Origin of the sequence: Bacillus sp. JJ634 (assembly GCF_036962285.1) — a bacterium.
GTDB classification, from domain to species: Bacteria; Bacillota; Bacilli; order Bacillales; family DSM-1321; genus Peribacillus; species Peribacillus asahii_A.
Genome location: NZ_JBALMU010000044.1, coordinates 28,379 through 44,458, shown reverse-complemented (window position 1 = coordinate 44,458; position 16,080 = coordinate 28,379). Strand labels below are relative to the sequence as shown.

15 protein-coding genes are annotated in these 16,080 nt (G+C 37.8%); 10 read left to right on the top strand and 5 right to left on the bottom strand.

The window, feature by feature from the left end:
* Positions 1–213: 213 nt before the first annotated feature.
* A complete protein-coding gene (locus V7068_RS08255; RefSeq protein ID WP_499712164.1) occupies positions 214–681 on the top strand; it encodes a thioredoxin family protein in 468 nt (155 codons plus the stop codon).
* Between the two features lie 138 nt (positions 682–819).
* Here the strand turns inward: V7068_RS08255 and V7068_RS08250 are convergent, their stop codons facing one another.
* Complete coding sequence (locus V7068_RS08250; protein WP_252293072.1) at positions 820–1,236, bottom strand: DUF5365 family protein; 417 nt, start codon at positions 1,234–1,236, stop codon at positions 820–822.
* Between the two features lie 230 nt (positions 1,237–1,466).
* Between V7068_RS08250 and V7068_RS08245 the strand changes: the two genes are divergently transcribed.
* The gene (locus V7068_RS08245; RefSeq protein WP_499712169.1) at positions 1,467–2,372 is read left to right on the top strand and encodes an RluA family pseudouridine synthase; all 906 of its coding nucleotides are present in this window, start codon (positions 1,467–1,469) and stop codon (positions 2,370–2,372) included.
* A gap of 41 nt (positions 2,373–2,413) precedes the next feature.
* Here V7068_RS08245 and V7068_RS08240 read toward each other — a convergent pair whose 3' ends face one another.
* Together V7068_RS08240 and V7068_RS08235 are read right to left on the bottom strand one after the other, a co-directional pair.
* Positions 2,414–3,880, bottom strand: a complete 1,467-nt coding sequence (locus V7068_RS08240; protein ID WP_499712161.1) for an alanine/glycine:cation symporter family protein — start codon at positions 3,878–3,880, stop codon at positions 2,414–2,416.
* Positions 3,881–4,356: 476 nt separating this feature from the next.
* On the bottom strand, positions 4,357–5,187 hold the full coding sequence (locus V7068_RS08235) for an aldo/keto reductase (protein ID WP_499712159.1): 831 nt from the start codon (positions 5,185–5,187) through the stop codon (positions 4,357–4,359).
* A gap of 277 nt (positions 5,188–5,464) precedes the next feature.
* On the opposite strand from V7068_RS08235, the gene V7068_RS08230 reads away from it, so the two are divergent.
* From V7068_RS08230 to ald, 4 genes are all read left to right on the top strand, one after another.
* Entirely contained in the window at positions 5,465–6,082 is a 618-nt protein-coding gene (locus tag V7068_RS08230) for a DUF47 domain-containing protein (protein ID WP_499712157.1), read from the top strand.
* 16 nt (positions 6,083–6,098) lie between these two features.
* A complete protein-coding gene (locus V7068_RS08225; RefSeq protein WP_499712155.1) occupies positions 6,099–7,097 on the top strand; it encodes an inorganic phosphate transporter in 999 nt (332 codons plus the stop codon).
* A 109-nt stretch (positions 7,098–7,206) separates the two neighbouring features.
* A complete protein-coding gene (locus V7068_RS08220; RefSeq protein ID WP_499712153.1) occupies positions 7,207–8,469 on the top strand; it encodes a helix-turn-helix domain-containing protein in 1,263 nt (420 codons plus the stop codon).
* 114 nt (positions 8,470–8,583) lie between these two features.
* A complete protein-coding gene (ald, locus tag V7068_RS08215) occupies positions 8,584–9,717 on the top strand; it encodes an alanine dehydrogenase (protein WP_252293064.1) in 1,134 nt (377 codons plus the stop codon).
* Positions 9,718–9,878: 161 nt separating this feature from the next.
* Here the strand turns inward: ald and proC are convergent, their stop codons facing one another.
* Positions 9,879–10,688 (bottom strand): pyrroline-5-carboxylate reductase, encoded by an 810-nt coding sequence (gene proC / locus V7068_RS08210; RefSeq protein ID WP_499712151.1) that lies wholly within the window; start codon positions 10,686–10,688, stop codon positions 9,879–9,881.
* Positions 10,689–10,807: 119 nt separating this feature from the next.
* On the opposite strand from proC, the gene V7068_RS08205 reads away from it, so the two are divergent.
* Positions 10,808–11,416: a DNA-3-methyladenine glycosylase gene (locus tag V7068_RS08205; RefSeq protein WP_252293060.1), complete on the top strand. Its 609-nt coding sequence runs from the start codon at positions 10,808–10,810 to the stop codon at positions 11,414–11,416.
* 96 nt (positions 11,417–11,512) lie between these two features.
* On the opposite strand, the gene cobT is transcribed toward V7068_RS08205, so the two are convergent.
* Positions 11,513–12,547, bottom strand: a complete 1,035-nt coding sequence (gene cobT, locus V7068_RS08200; RefSeq protein ID WP_286676632.1) for a nicotinate-nucleotide--dimethylbenzimidazole phosphoribosyltransferase — start codon at positions 12,545–12,547, stop codon at positions 11,513–11,515.
* Positions 12,548–12,955: 408 nt separating this feature from the next.
* On the opposite strand from cobT, the gene V7068_RS08195 reads away from it, so the two are divergent.
* The 3 genes from V7068_RS08195 to V7068_RS08185 all read left to right on the top strand — a co-directional run bounded on the left by V7068_RS08195 (position 12,956) and on the right by V7068_RS08185 (position 16,054).
* Entirely contained in the window at positions 12,956–14,038 is a 1,083-nt protein-coding gene (locus tag V7068_RS08195) for a GerAB/ArcD/ProY family transporter (protein ID WP_252293058.1), read from the top strand.
* A gap of 153 nt (positions 14,039–14,191) precedes the next feature.
* Complete coding sequence (locus V7068_RS08190; RefSeq protein WP_252293057.1) at positions 14,192–15,790, top strand: spore germination protein; 1,599 nt, start codon at positions 14,192–14,194, stop codon at positions 15,788–15,790.
* A gap of 33 nt (positions 15,791–15,823) precedes the next feature.
* Positions 15,824–16,054 carry a hypothetical protein gene (locus V7068_RS08185; RefSeq protein ID WP_252293055.1) on the top strand — a complete coding sequence of 77 codons (231 nt, stop codon included), beginning with the start codon at positions 15,824–15,826 and terminating at the stop codon, positions 16,052–16,054.
* Positions 16,055–16,080: the final 26 nt, after the last annotated feature.

Here is a 16,080-nt window from a genome sequence, read left to right as displayed (position 1 = left end):
TTCATTATAGAGACAAATCTTAGTTCATAAAAGAACATATATTTTACACAAGCGCTTTAAACATACTATAATTTCAACAGAAAAGAATAAAACAAAAACATAAAAGAGGGTCTTATACTGAGCTATATAGTAACTTCCATTTTTAGTTCTAACGGCATTTTTCATCCTCTATCGTTATATCATTTGGAACAAATCTAAGGAGGCCAAAGCTTCATGAAAAAAATGCTGATTCTTTCAACGGCCCTGATTGCCTTTACCGCCGTTATCTTAATTACAAATACAAAACAAGAAGAACAATCCAATAGCAACCCGTATGGTAAAAAAGAACTTCATCCTGCGACTATTAAGCAATTAACAGATCCTAATTATCAAAATTTAATTTTACCAGACGAATTAGCAGCAGATCTTCACAACAAAAAAAACAAGACCGTCTATTTCTATAGCCCTAAAGATTCTCAGTCTCAACACATAACACCAATTGTTGCTCCACTAGCTGAGAAAATGGGAATTGATTTAGTTCAATTTAATCTATTAGAATTTAAAGAAAGTCAAGACGACTATCATATAGATATACTGCCAACAATCGTGTATTTTGAAAACGGAGTTGAAGTGGAACGGATAGTAGGCTCTAACGAGGAAGCCACCTTTCGAAAGTGGTTTGAAAAGAATGAAATCAATTAAAATCTAGGGTTTGTTAACGATTATGGTTAATAACACGTTCTCACACAAATGAGCCCCAATCTAATACAGAAAGAGCCAGCTTATATGAAAGAAGGACAAACCTTTCCCATTCATATAAACTAGCTCTTTCTTTAACATTTAAATTAAAAATTCGTTATCCGGCTGAGTGTACATCATATTTGTATTTTCAGGACTTTCCTTTTGAATACGATTAAAATGTTTATAATAAAAAGGAAAGAAAATCCCGTATTCATTCAAAAGTGTAATATTTTGCTCAAATTGTTTAACTAACTCAGAATCAACTGAAGAAGCATCCTGTTCTTTTTTCTCAAGAATAACAATCATTACTTGTAAACATGCGATAACTTGGAAAGCCGCTCTTAACGTACCGCTATACGGAAAATCACTCTTATTCACTTGTAGTACACCAATCTCTTGAAAGTGTCGAATCTCTTCTTCTGTAAAAAATTTAGGAAACACAGAATCATAGAGATACGAGACAAGGTTAGCAATTTCTTGTTCCTGTTCTACCGTTGAAGAAAGTACAATCTTCATAAAAACACCACCTTCTTTAACACATTAGACCTATAGCCATATGTATAGATAATCTGTGTAACAATGCTTTCTCTAGAATAACATAATAACTGTAAAAAAACTGTGGGAATTATCCCCACAAACAAAAGAACAATAGGTCTAACGATAGAATAAAAATCCTTATATTGTTATCGTTGTACCTACATTCACCAAGCTATCCATATTATATTTTGAAAGTAGGAAGAAAATTGATTCATACTAGTAAAAAAGCCAACCACTTACTTATAGAGGTCCCGGAAAAATGGAGTAAACTTACAATCGAAGATCTTTTTAAACAATACTGGCAAGCTCCCAAAAAACTCATACATGAGTGGCGAATGAGTAAAGAAGTAACGATAAACAACGAACAAATGCCTTGGTCAACGAAGCTTGTAAAAGGGGAAGAATTGAGCATCCCTCTTTTTAAAAATAATGCAATAGAAAAGGTTCCTCCTACAAATTTACATATTTCTATTTTATATGAAGATGATCATATTTTAATTGCTAATAAACCCGCGCAAATGGATACTCATCCTTCTCAAGAACATGACCATAAAACATTGATTAACGGTGTTGCTTATTATCTACAACAAACGGGCCAAAACTGTATGATCAAGCATATCCATCGTCTAGATAAAGACACAACAGGAGCAGTTCTTTTTGCCAAAAATCGTCTTGCCGGATCCATGTTGGATAAAATGCTGGAAGAACGGAAAATCAAACGAACGTATTATGCCTTAGTAGAAGGAATTATGAAGCTAAACCAAGGAACCGTTCAAGAGAAAATCGGCCGTGATCGCCATCACGCTACAAGACGCAGAGTTTCGCCTACAGGTCAAACTGCCCGAACAAACTATCAAGTGTTACAGCGTTACCCAGATCAAAATAGAACACTCGTTAGCTGTACATTAGAAAGCGGAAGAACACATCAAATTCGCGTCCATTTCAGTCACATTCATCACCCTTTAGCAGGTGATACATTATACGGCGGAAAACGAACATTCCCCCGCCAAGCTTTACATGCAAGAAAAATTGAATTTATCCACCCTATTACCGAAGAAAAAATTGTATGCATAGCTCCTTTTTTAGACAAACCAGCTATTTTTCCACATATATAAGAAGAAGAGCATCCGCCAATGAAGCGGATGCTCTTCTTTTATTATGATACTTGATCCTTTTTCTTTTCTGGATGTTTATAACCATTCGCCCAGAAATCAGCGTTCTTAATACCGAGTTTCGTCGAGTTAAAAGTAGGATCCAATCCTTGCTTCTTCTGTTTCTCATAGTCTCTTAATGCGATAAACGCCGGTTTAGCCAATAGAACACAGGCAATCAAGTTCAACCACACCATAATTCCAAGTCCGATATCCCCTAATGTCCATGCTAACGTAGCTTCTTTTACAGCTCCATAGAAAACAGCTGCTAAGAAAACAATTTTTAACGCTGCTGAAGCTACCTTACTACTTTGCCCTTTTAATAAATAAGCTACATTGGTTTCAGCAATATAGTAATAAGCCATAATTGTTGTAAAAGCAAAGAATAGTAAAGCAATCGCTACAAACCCGGATCCAAAACCTGGGATAATTGTTTCAATAGCTGCTTGTGTATAACCAGGTCCTTCTTCTACACCTTCAATATTTTGAACAATATATTCTCCAGATTTTTCATCAATCGTATTGTACGTACCTGTAAATAAAATCATAAAAGCAGTTGCTGTACAGATTAAGAATACATCAAGATAAATCGAGAAAGCTTGTACTAAACCTTGTTTAGCCGGATGAGATACTTCAGCTGCTGCCGCTGGGTGAGCACCTGTACCTTGTCCAGCTTCATTAGCATAAATACCACGTTTTACTCCCCAAGCAATCGCAGAACCAAGAATACCACCAAACAACGAATCTGCTCCAAAGGCACTGCTAAAAATAAGACCAAATACAGCTGGAATTTGAGAGAAATTCATAATAACAACAATAATAGCTACAAGAACGTAGGCACCAGCCATAAACGGAACAACATATTGTGCAACATTAACAATCCGCTTTACTCCACCAAAAATAATAAGAGCTAATATGACAATAATAACAATACCGACCCAAAGTTTATTGATATGAAAGGCATTGTCAATAGCTACAGCAATTGAATTGGATTGTACTCCAGGCATTAGCACCGCCATCGCAATTGTAATAGCAATGGCCATAATGACCGCAAACCATTTCAAACCTAACCCTTTTTCAATATAATACGCGGGACCACCACGATACTCTCCATCTTGCTTCTCTTTATAGATTTGAGCTAGCGTCGACTCAACAAACGCTGTCGCTGCACCTAAGAATGTAATCATCCACATCCAAAAAACAGCCCCTGGTCCACCGAACGCAATCGCTGTTGCTGTACCTGAGATATTCCCTACCCCAATACGACCAGATAGCGCCAACGCTAATGCTTGGAAAGATGAAACACCGGCATCAGAACTTTTCCCAACAATCAACAATCGCACCATATCTTTCACATGGCGGATTTGTAGAAAACCAGAACGTACACTAAAATATAATCCCACTAGCACACAAAAGATAATCAGTGGTGGGCTCCATAAAAACTCACTAATTTTCGTTACTAATTCTTCCAAAGAAATCCCTCCCTTAGCCTATTCATTTTTTATTTATAAACCCAAGTATAAAGTATATCATTATATCAATTCAATATTTTTTTCAAAAATTAACAAAATTTTCTGAAATTTATTCCCCTTAAATCACCTTTTATCCCCTTATAAACGAACGTTATTAATAAATAAAAGGCGAATATTCGCTAAAATTAGACACCCTTCAATATGTAAATAAGTAAATCGCATGAAATATGGATAAATATGTATTGTGGAATATCATCAATACTTTCTGAATCCTATATTTAATCAAAAATAACTAAAACGATTTACTGAACGAATAGAATAGTAGATACATTAACCGATAATCAATCTATTTCTACGATTATTATTTTAAAAATAGTTTTTTTCTAAATATTTCCTTTAAAAAGCATGGACTATACATAAATTCGGCTCCCTTCAACAATGCTGAAAGGAGCCGAACTATTCACTCATATCATGCTTTAAAAAAGCAGCTCATCTGGATTGCTTCCAACCCGTTCATTTGCATGTAATCCATCAATTTCCTTCATTTCTTCAACACTTAACTCAAAATCAAATACTTGAGCATTTTCTTCGATTCTTGCAGGTGTCACAGATTTCGGAATTACGACAACCTCATGCTGAAGATGCCATCTAATAATAACTTGAGCTGAAGTTTTACCATGTTTCTTTGCAATCTCACCAATCGTTGGATTATCTAATAAAACTCCGCGTCCTAAAGGAGACCAAGCTTCTACCTGAATATCATGCTTTTGGCAAAACTCACGAATTTCCACTTGGGTTAAACGTGGATGAAGCTCAATTTGATTAATAACCGGTTTCATTTCACTAGACTTCAACAAGTTCTCTAAATGATGAATATGAAAATTACTCACACCAATCGCTCTTACTTTTCCCTCTTTATACAGCGTCTCCAGCGCTCTCCATGTGTCTACATATTTATCTTTACCCGGCCAATGAATTAAGTATAAATCTAAATAATCCAGCCCTAATCGTTTTAAACTAGCGTCAAAAGCGGCTAATGTCGATTCATACCCTTGATCCGTATTCCACACTTTAGACGTTACAAAAATGTCTTCACGTGGAATGCCGCTCTCTCGAATCGCTTGGCCTACTCCTTCTTCATTTTGATAAATCGCAGCTGTATCAATGGAGCGATATCCTACCTCTAAAGCTTTTTTCACAGATTGTACCGTCTGACTTCCATTCTCTACTTTAAACACCCCAAAACCGAGCTGTGGAATTTTTACTCCATTATGTAAGGTGATGGTTTCTTTTATATTAGAGATCATTCGAACCCCTCCTTTTTTCATTTTCCAATTATATCATAAAGGCCCTTTATATCCCAACTATCCAACTTGGGATTGATGAACCACCTCCACTTTTATTAACTTTGTGTGGAGAATATTTATTCCCTTTTGTTTTTTTGTAAAGTTTTATTAAGATTTTGTAAAGATTCATTAAAATCTCTTCATGTTCGATAATGTATTCGCTACAATGATTTAGCAAATACTATTGATACATAGCATTTTGCTTATACGTTTTACTAATTTTAGGGGGCTTTTAAATATGGCTTTTAAGAAAAAAGATAAGTTTGCAGTAATGCTGCTAGACATTGCACACAATATTAAAGAAGGAGCAGACTATTTCGCAGACTATAAACTAAAAAATATTAGTGATTTAAAGGTATTTTCTGAAAAGATGAAAGAGTATGAGCATAAAGGCGACTCTATGGTTCATACAGTCATTAAAGAATTAAATAATGCCTTTATCACACCAATCGAACGAGAAGATATTCTTGAATTAACAATGAGAATGGATGATGTGCTAGATGGCCTTGAACATTGTGCCGCTCTATTCGAAATGTACTCAATCGTAAATGCAGACGAATACATGGTGAAGTTTGTTGAAGCAATTAAACAATGTGGTGCTGAAATTGAAATAGCTGTTGATAAGCTTTCCACGAAAAAGCTAGCAGCGATTCGTGAAAATGCGATCAAAATTAAAGATTTAGAATCAGTTTGTGACGGTGTTCAACGTCAATCCATTAAAAGCTTATTTACAAATGAAAAAGATCCGATTCGCATTATTCAATATAAAGAAATTTATGAAAGTCTTGAAGACATCGCTGATGATTGCCAAGCCGTTGCCAACACATTAGAAACAATCATCATGAAAAATGCGTAAGGGGTCTTCCTAAAACATGGATACTTTATTAATTTTAACTATACTTATTGTTTTCTTTGCTTTAGCATTCGACTTTATTAACGGATTTCATGATACAGCGAACTCAATTGCTACTTCCGTTTCAACAAAAGCATTAAAACCGCGTCATGCGATTATTTTAGCAGCCACGATGAACTTTGTCGGTGCGCTGACTTTTACAGGTGTAGCAAAAACGATTACAAAGGATATTGTGGACCCATTTACTTTACCTAATGGTTCATATGTCATTCTTGCTGCCTTAATTGCCGCAATCGCCTGGAATTTAATTACTTGGTATTACGGAATTCCAAGTAGTTCTTCACATGCCTTAATTGGTTCTATTGCAGGCGCAGCCATCGCAGCCGCAGGCTTCGGTGCAATTAAATGGGAAGGATTTCTTAAAATTGTCCAAGCGTTAATTATTTCACCATTACTTGCTTTCGCTGTCGGTTTTCTTGTATACAGCATTTTTAAAGTAATTTTTAAAAACAACAATTTAGCAAAGACGAATAAAAAATTCCGTATGATGCAAATTGCAACAGCGGCTTTACAATCGTATACACATGGTACAAATGACGCTCAAAAAGCGATGGGGATTATTACAATGGCCCTTATGACTAATGGATACGCTACCACAAACGATATTCCATTTTGGGTTCAATTATCCTGTGCACTAGCTATGGGGCTTGGAACATCAGTTGGTGGTTGGAAAATTATCAAAACTGTCGGCGGTAAAATTATGAAAATCCGTCCTGTTAACGGAGTTGCTGCTGATTTAACCGGAGCAAGCGTTATTTTCGGGGCAACAGCTATGGGAGTACCAGTAAGTACAACACATGTTATTTCATCTTCTATTCTTGGGGTAGGTTCCGCTCACCGTGTAAAAGGGGTTAAATGGGGCACTGCACAAAGAATGATTATCACATGGTTTATTACATTGCCGATTTCTGCTACTATCGCAGGGTTGACATATATCATCATTAATTTCTTATTTTAAGTAAAAAATCCTTTCTAATTCTTTTTAGAAAGGATTTTTTTGTATGAGTAAATATGGTAAAATCAACTAAAATTCAACCCGATAGTATAGAACGCGAGGGGCAAAACGTATGACAGAATATATGAACAACAGACATATTTTCAAAGATTTATATGGAGACTTAATGGAATTCGCTGACCGAATTAGTTCTGTTTTAGGCTGTCCAATTACAATAGAAGATGGCAATCATCGTTTACTCGCCTACAGCACCCATGAAGATACAACTGACCAAGCACGAATCTCCACGATTATCGGTCGCCGCGTCCCAGAGAAAGTCATTAATAGCTTATGGAAAGATGGTATTATTCCCGCTCTTTTAAAAGATGATACACCGATAAAGATTATGGCTATTCATGAGGTTGGTCTCGGCAACCGTGCGGCCGTCTCTATTCGGAAAAACAACGAAATTCTCGGTTTCATTTGGGCATTAGAAGCCAATAAACCATTTAACGAAGAAGATTTAAACTTCCTACAGTTTGCCGCAAAAGAAGCAAAAAACCAACTTCAACAACTTCAATTAAAGAAAAAAAGAACAGAAGCCAGTCAACAAGAATTTTTATGGCGTTTAATCACTGGACATTACCAAGATGAAGCAGAAATTACCGCTAACTTCAAGAAACTTTCGCTTTCTACACCACAAAATTTCGCCATTATCGTCTTCGAATTTCCACAGGACATTACTAGGGAAAGCGAGCGTTATATTTCCTATATGCTAACAACCTCTCAAAAAATAAAAACTTTTTTATTTACGGTTGACCAAAACAAACTCATTATTTTAACTGGCACAGAACGAACCAATGATGCTTCCCTCTCTTCATCTAGTTACGAATTTATCCCGTTTTTTATTTTAGAAATGAGGAAGCGCTTCGGTGTAGAACCTATTCTCGGCGCATCAGGTCATTGCTATCAACAGATTGAAAATGTCAGGCTTAGTTATGAGGAAGCACTATACACATTAAAATTAAAACAGATTTTCCTACTAGAATTAGCTTCGGTTCTTCACTATGAAGAATTAGGTATTTTTCAATTACTAGAAAAACTAAGCAACAAGAACGATTATCTCCCTCATCCGTGCATTCGCAAATTACAAGAATATGATGAAAAACACCAAACAGCATTATTGCATACCCTGACTGTATATTTAGGAATGGATGGAAATCCAAATGATGCATCCAAGCAACTTCATATACATGTCAATACACTTACTTATCGTTTAAAGCGCATAACGGAAATCGGGCATGTTCGACTGAAAGACCCTCTCCAAAAGATGTCAATCTTTTTAGACCTAAAGCTTGTACAATATCAACAAGCCGTAAAAAAAGAGTCTTTGTGAAATTCCACAAAGACTCTTTCTTACGTTCTTTCTTTTTCACAAACACGCCTTCCTCATTTCAAGCTTATAATATTTATATTAAGAATATTCAGAACAATAGGGGGACTGAAAAATATGCGTATAGGTATTCCAAAAGAAATCAAAAATAATGAAAATCGTGTAGCCATCACTCCAGCCGGTGTCATCGCATTAGTCAGTGCCGGTCATGAAGTATTCATCGAACAAGATGCTGGACTGAGTAGTAGTTTTACAAATGAAGCTTACCAACAAGCAGGAGCTGTACTTGTTGAAGATGCGTCTAGTGTTTGGGCAAGCTCCGACATGATTTTAAAGGTAAAAGAACCAATTGCAGAAGAATATCAATATTTCCGTAAAGATTTAATTCTATTTACTTATCTGCATCTAGCAGCTGATTCAGCATTAACACAAGCATTAAAGAACAGCGGCGTTATGGCCATTGCCTATGAAACAGTATCCGTTAATCGCACCCTGCCGTTATTAACGCCAATGAGTGAAGTAGCAGGACGAATGGCGGCACAAATTGGCGCTCAATTTCTTGAAAAACCAAAAGGCGGAAAAGGAATTCTTCTCGGAGGAGTGCCTGGTGTCAAGCGTGGAAAAGTCACGATTATCGGCGGCGGGGTCGTTGGAACAAATGCAGCGAAAATCGCTATCGGCCTAGGAGCTGACGTCACGATTCTTGATTTAAGCTCAGAGCGTCTTCGCCAACTGGATGATATATTTGGAAACCAGCTGACTACTTTAATCTCTAATCCTTATAATATTAGCGAAGCGGTAAAAGAAGCTGACTTAGTTATTGGCGCCGTGTTAATTCCAGGAGCAAAAGCACCAAAGCTTGTCACAGAAGAGATGGTTCAATCAATGTCACCAGGTTCTGTCATTATCGATGTAGCGGTTGACCAAGGAGGCATTTTTGAAACGGTTGACCATGTTACAACACATGATTATCCAACGTATGTCAAACATGGTGTTGTACATTACGCAGTTGCGAATATGCCTGGTGCAGTTCCACAAACTTCCACAACTGCATTAGCGAATGTCACAATCCCTTATGCTTTACAAATTGCTAATAAAGGTGTCATAAAAGCCATTCTCGAAAATGACGCACTTGCACAAGGAGTAAACGTAGCGAATGGCGAAATCACCTTTGCCGCCGTCGCACATGATCTTGGTTATACGTACGTACCTGTTCAAGATGCAATAAATCCGAAAAATATTAGTGCTTAATAAACAAGGAAACCCCACTGTAAGTTTAGTCTTCGCGGGGTTTCCTTTTGCTTTATCCCAACACTTAACGGGCAGTAAGACCCCCACTGATGGAAGTTTCACTTTATCGTTAAAATACATTATGTATCAGCGAGAACCCCTATTAAGTTAAACGGGAAAAATCAATGATCCTTTAAACCTTTTGTCTTGCTCGTACAAGCTTTCATCGCTTCTAAAATCGAAGCTCTAAATCTATTTTCTTCTAATGCAGCGACTGCCTGAATGGTTGAGCCGCCTGGCGTGCATACATCATCCTTTAACATACTAGGATGTTGCTCGGTTTCTAATACCATTTTAGCCGCACCTAGTACTGCTTGCGCTGCCATGCGATACGCTTGTCTTCGTGGAATCCCATCACGAACTCCCCCGTCTGCTAACGCTTCAATAAACATATAGACATAAGCTGGTGAAGAACCACTAATCGCAGGTACAGCATCCATTAATGCCTCTTGAATTAACTCTGCTTTACCAAAACTATTGAATAAACGTTCTACTTCTACTAATTCTTTTTCCGTCATTTCCTTGTTTACACTCATTGCCGTCATCCCTTCTCCAACTAACGAAGGTGTATTCGGCATTGTCCGAACGACTTTCACTTTCCTGCCTACCCCTTTTTCAATTTGTTCAATACTCACCCCGGCAGCCATCGTAATAATCGTGACCTCTTCCTTTAGAACAGATTTTATTTCCTTCAATACATCCTGGTGAAGGGCCGGTTGAATCGCTAAGAAAAGGTAATCAGCGAACTTGGCCACCTCTTGATTATTTAAACTTCCTTTTATCCTATATCTTTGTTCAACTTTTTTAAGAGTAGAAGCTGTTGAGGCACTTACTTTTATATCAGCCGGCTGTATAACTTCTGCTTTTAACATCCCTTCTATCATGGCACTTCCCATTTTTCCACAGCCGATAAACCCAATTTTCTTGTCCATCTACATTCACGTCCATTCTTTCCTTATCTCAACCTTCATTATATCCAAACAAAGCTGAATTTTAGAACTGATTCCCTTTTTGTTAAAATACAGTTGAGACATTCAAATAGGAGGATACTATGAATTATACTCAAGGTCTACCTGCTGACTTTTTTCAACAACCAACCCTACAGCTTGCTCAATCATTGCTTGGCTGTCTTCTCATGAAAGAAACAGCAGAAGGAACAGCTTCCGGCTATATCGTTGAAACAGAAGCCTATATTGGACCGGAAGACCGTGCCGCTCATAGCTATAACAATCGACGGACAAAACGGACAGAGGTGATGTTTGGAGAAGCAGGCTTGATTTATACATACAAGATGCACACTCATACATTGGTGAATGTTGTCAGCGGCCCACTTGAAAAACCAGAGGCAATCTTAATTCGAGCCGTCGAACCTTATATGGGCATTGACTTAATGCAAATAAGACGTGGTACAGACAATCTAAAAAACTTAACGAGCGGACCCGGCAAACTAACGAAAGCATTGGGCATCACGATGGAAGATTACGGACATTCTTTTTCAACCCCTCCCCTAGTTATTGTCCAAGGGAAAATTCCAGATGAGATTTCATCTGGAGCTCGTATCGGAATTGACAATACAGGGGAAGCGAAGGAATATCCTTGGCGTTTTTGGGTTACTAATAACCCCTTTGTATCACGTCATCGAAAAGGCACCTCTAAATAGATTTTTCTCATTCTTTCTTACCTATTTAATCTAGCTAAAATAAAAAACGTACCTGAAATAGTTACTGATTATAACCATTCAGATACGTTTTTATCATTAATTTGAAGACACGCCTGCATCTGCAAAAGTTGCCATTTCTTTAAGCGCAAGTGTCGCTGCTTGCAAAATCGGAAAAGCAACAGCGGCCCCTGTTCCTTCACCTAATCGCATGCCTAAGTCTACAAGCGGTTTCTTGCCTAGTAATTCAGCTGCCGCTTTGTGACCTGGCTCAACCGACTGATGACCAACAAACATATAATTAGAAGCACCTTCTGCAATCATGTTAGCTATTAAAGCAGAAACAGTCGCGATAAATCCATCAACAAGAATTGGTACACGATGACTAGCTGCCGCAAGCATCGCTCCAGCCATTCCTGCAATTTCTAAACCGCCAATTTTTGATAAAAGATCAATTGGATCTTCTGCATTCGGTTGTCTATTATGAATCGCTTCTGTAATGACTTTTTGCTTATGTAAAACACTCTCACTTACAAGTCCTGTACCAAAGCCAACAAGCTTCTCCATATCTTGTCCGCTTAAAACGGCGGTAATTGCACTGCTCGGTGTCGTATTGCCGATTCCCATCTCACCAAGAATGAAGCACTTCACTCCTTTGGCAAGCATTTTTTCTCCTTCTTCATAACCGACTTTCAGCGCTTGAATCGCTTCTTCACGCGTCATCGCTTCTTCTCTATAAAAGTTGCCTGTACCACGGCGTACTTTTTTAGATGTTAAACCTTCTGCTTCTATATCTGAATCAATTCCGATATCCACAATCGCAAACTCGGCACCAATCGCTCGGCTAAATACATTAATCGCCGCTCCACCATTTAGAAAATTTCGCACCATTTGCTCGGTTACTTCTTTTGGAAATGCCGACACACCTTCCGCAGTAATCCCGTGATCTGCAGCAAACACAATCACACCTGGTTTTGTTACTTGCGGAAAAGCTTCCCCTGTCATTTTTCCAAGCTCAATCACTAATTCTTCTAATCTCCCTAAACTGCCAGGCGGTTTTGTTAAAGTATCTAAATATTTTGTTACCTGTTCCCCCATTGCTTCATCAAGCGGTGGAATCTTAATTTCTGACACAAATTCTTCCGTCAATTTTATATCCTCCTATGCCAAATCCATATAACTTGAAGACATTTTCATGTACAATCTCATCTCATTTTATCATGACTCGTCAAGGAAGGTAAAACAAACACTTTGGGAAGCATTTTTCACTAATGGCTGGCGATTTCGGAGTACTACTTCTTACCTCTGCTTGCACATCCCCATCAAGCTCAATTGACTTGTGATGACATTTCCTCATTTGTTTGAACAGTTTTTAGAACAAGGATCTACGGGGATACAATCGTAAAAAATGTTAAAATCAACCTTCGTCAATTTAGTATATTGGTAAGTATTTACATGCCGATTAAAACCCTTTAGATAAGGGAAAAAAGAAATGATAGGGCCATACAATTTTGGCGATAATTCTAAGGGAGGTGTGGAAAGGTGCTTAACAATGAGAAGATATCTGTACGTCAATTTAGAGTGTTAGTAATCTTGTTTACGATTGGAACAATTATATTGCAAGCCCCTGTTGCCGAAGCAAAGCGAGATGCTTGGATTGCGGTCATATTTAGTGCGGGATTAGGACTATTGGTAATTTGGTTGCTTAATACGATTGCTTTATTATTTCCTACTATGAATTTTGTTCAAATCATTGAGACACTTTTCGGAAAATGGTTGGGAAAAGCCATTTCTCTTTTCTTTCTTTCCTTACCTTTCGTTTATACGGCTGAAATGTTATATTATTCAGGAAATTTTCTCAATACACACCTCCTGCCAGATACACCTGTAGAAGTGCTTTATATCCTGACAGCCATTATTGTCGTAATGGCTGTCCGCCACGGACTAGAGACATTTTCACGGACCGCAGAACTTTTATTTATCGCCTTTATGATTCTTTTTTTATTATTGCTATTTATTTCTCCTCAAATTAAGTTTGAAAACATACAACCTGTATTGGAGGATGGCATAAATCCTTTGCTGCACCCAACCATACAATTATTAGCGCTTTTCGCTTTCAATGCTGTTATTTTATTAATGATTTTCCCCTCCGCTGTGAATCAACCGAAAGAAGCTCAAAAATCATTTTTTATTGGAAATCTAATGGGTATTTCTATCATTTTAATTATAACCATATTATCTATTTTGGTTCTTGACCCGTATCAGATTGAAAGAAGACTATACCCTAATTATGCAATGGTCAAAATGATAAATATTGGTGACTTTCTACAACGAATAGAAGTAGTCATAGCAACCATGTGGATTATAACAGTTTATTGTAAGACGGTTCTTTATTTTTATGCTACTTGTTTAGGGATTGCACAAGTTTTAAATTTGAAAGATTATCGACCTTTAACTTTACCTTTAGGAATGATTATTGTGACTTTTGCTTCAATGCTCTTTCCTAATGTTATTGAACAGCGATATTGGGATAGTGAAATTGGTTTTGTATTCTCTTTAGTCATTGGTGGACTTTTGCCATTATTCATGTTAGGCGTAGCCATATTCCAAAAAAAACGTACATGAGTTAATCTCTCCCAACCCATTATGAAATGTAGTTAGTATAAAACAACCAGCAATAACCTAAATGTATTGAAAATTGGAAAATCGACATGCTAATAAGGAACCTAATAAGTCTACTTTCTGAAGAATCGAAAGACTAAGAAGGGGATAAAATGTATGAGTTTGTTTAAGAAACAACGAGGGAAAAACAACGTTAACCGCTCCTTATTCAAGAAAGACAATCAAAATAAGGAAACAAACGAAGACTTATTAAAAACAAACCTTCAAGAAAACATTCAACAGGTACAGCAACTGCTTGGAAATAGCAGTGACATCGTGATTAGAGAAGTCCAAATTGGCAAAGAGCGATTCATTAGAGCCTGCATTTTTTATACGGATGGATTGGTAGACACTAATGCTATTCAGAACTTTATCATGGAATCACTCCTATTAGATATCCATACCGATCAAGAACAAATGATAGCATCTCAACAGAATGTTTTACAAGTATTGAAGGAGCGCATCCTTGCAGTTGGAGATATACGAGATGTGACGGAATTCAATTCTTTATTCACTTCCTTGTTATCAGGGGATGTTATTCTCTTATTGGATGGCTATTCACAAGGTTTTACAATCGGTATGCGTGGTGGAAAAGACCGTGGTGTAATGGAATCCACCACAGAAACCGTCGTTCGGGGCCCAAAGGAAGGTTTTACGGAGAACTTGCGTACCAATACGGCGTTAATTCGCCGAAAAATAAAAACGCCCCAACTTTGGTTAGAGTCGAAAAAAATTGGAAAATTGACCAAAACCGATGTAGCGATCATGTATATCGATGGAATTGTGAATGACAAAGTCGTCGAAGAAGTGCACAGGCGTCTGGATCGGATCGATATCGATGGAATTTTAGAAAGTGGTTATATCGAGGAATTGATTCAAGATGAAACATACAGTCCTTTTCCGACTATCTATTACTCGGAACGTCCTGATGTGATTGCCGCCGAGCTTTTGGAAGGGAAAGTCGCCATACTAGTCGATGGAACGCCTATTGTTCTAGTCGTCCCGGCACTGTTCGTCTCCTTTATCCAATCTCCAGAAGATTATTATCAGCGTGCAGATATTAGCAGCCTTATTCGTTTGACTCGTTTTTTTTGTATTTTTATTGCTCTACTAGGACCATCCCTATATGTCGCCATCACCACGTTTCATCAGGAAATGTTACCTACTCCACTGCTGCTAAGTTTAGCCGCTCAACGGGAAGGGGTCCCCTTTCCTGCATTCATTGAGGCTACCATTATGGAAGTGTCGTTTGAAATCTTGCGTGAAGCTGGTTTACGCATGCCCAAGGCTGTAGGACAGGCTATATCTATTGTAGGGACACTCGTGATTGGGACAGCGGCTGTAGAAGCCGGAATTGTATCGGCTGCCATGGTAATCGTTGTTGCAGTCACTGCAGTTTCAAGCTTTGTACTTCCTGGCGCAACTATGTCTATGTCCGTTAGAATGCTTCGTTTCCCATTGATGGCGCTTGCCGCTTCGTTTGGCTTGTTCGGGATATTAGTCGGGGTCATTGCACTTGTACTTCACATGTGTAGCTTACGTTCTTTTGGGGTTCCTTATATGAGTCCTTTAGGTCCTTTTATCAGTAAGGACCTAAAGGATACGCTTATTCGGGTACCTCATTGGGGTATGTTTTCTCGCCCTCGCTTAATCAGCCAGAAAAACAGCAAACGTGAACAAACGTCAGCCCCGAAACCGCCACGGAATAAAGTGTGAGATTGACAACGAAGAAAGGAGTAATCGAAAGTAATGGCTGTTGCAGGAATCCTTCTCATCGTCGCGGTAATCATCGCGATTGATGTTCCTCCTCTGTTGAGGAAAAAATTTAAAAAGGAACTATGGATATTTTCCATTCTTCTACTATTCGGAACTGTGTTAAGCATTGCTCAAGCCTTGAATATCAAGATTCCTAATCCGATAGATTGGATTACAGCCATTTATAAACCGCTTTCCGACATGCTTGAGAAATTATTAAAGTGAAAATAGAAATAAATAAAGCGAAAGGA

Bases quoted from the DNA above. Each gene is read 5' to 3' on its own strand.
- proC (WP_499712151.1), bottom strand. From the start codon at position 10,688: ATGGACAAGAAAATTGGGTTTATCGGCTGTGGAAAAATGGGAAGTGCC.
- V7068_RS08225 (WP_499712155.1), top strand. From the start codon at position 6,099: ATGGATACTTTATTAATTTTAACTATACTTATTGTTTTCTTTGCTTTA.
- ald (WP_252293064.1), top strand. From the start codon at position 8,584: ATGCGTATAGGTATTCCAAAAGAAATCAAAAATAATGAAAATCGTGTA.
- V7068_RS08190 (WP_252293057.1), top strand. From the start codon at position 14,192: ATGAGTTTGTTTAAGAAACAACGAGGGAAAAACAACGTTAACCGCTCC.
- V7068_RS08220 (WP_499712153.1), top strand. From the start codon at position 7,207: ATGACAGAATATATGAACAACAGACATATTTTCAAAGATTTATATGGA.
- V7068_RS08250 (WP_252293072.1), bottom strand. From the start codon at position 1,236: ATGAAGATTGTACTTTCTTCAACGGTAGAACAGGAACAAGAAATTGCT.
- V7068_RS08235 (WP_499712159.1), bottom strand. From the start codon at position 5,187: ATGATCTCTAATATAAAAGAAACCATCACCTTACATAATGGAGTAAAA.
- V7068_RS08230 (WP_499712157.1), top strand. From the start codon at position 5,465: ATGGCTTTTAAGAAAAAAGATAAGTTTGCAGTAATGCTGCTAGACATT.
- V7068_RS08255 (WP_499712164.1), top strand. From the start codon at position 214: ATGAAAAAAATGCTGATTCTTTCAACGGCCCTGATTGCCTTTACCGCC.
- V7068_RS08205 (WP_252293060.1), top strand. From the start codon at position 10,808: ATGAATTATACTCAAGGTCTACCTGCTGACTTTTTTCAACAACCAACC.
- V7068_RS08185 (WP_252293055.1), top strand. From the start codon at position 15,824: ATGGCTGTTGCAGGAATCCTTCTCATCGTCGCGGTAATCATCGCGATT.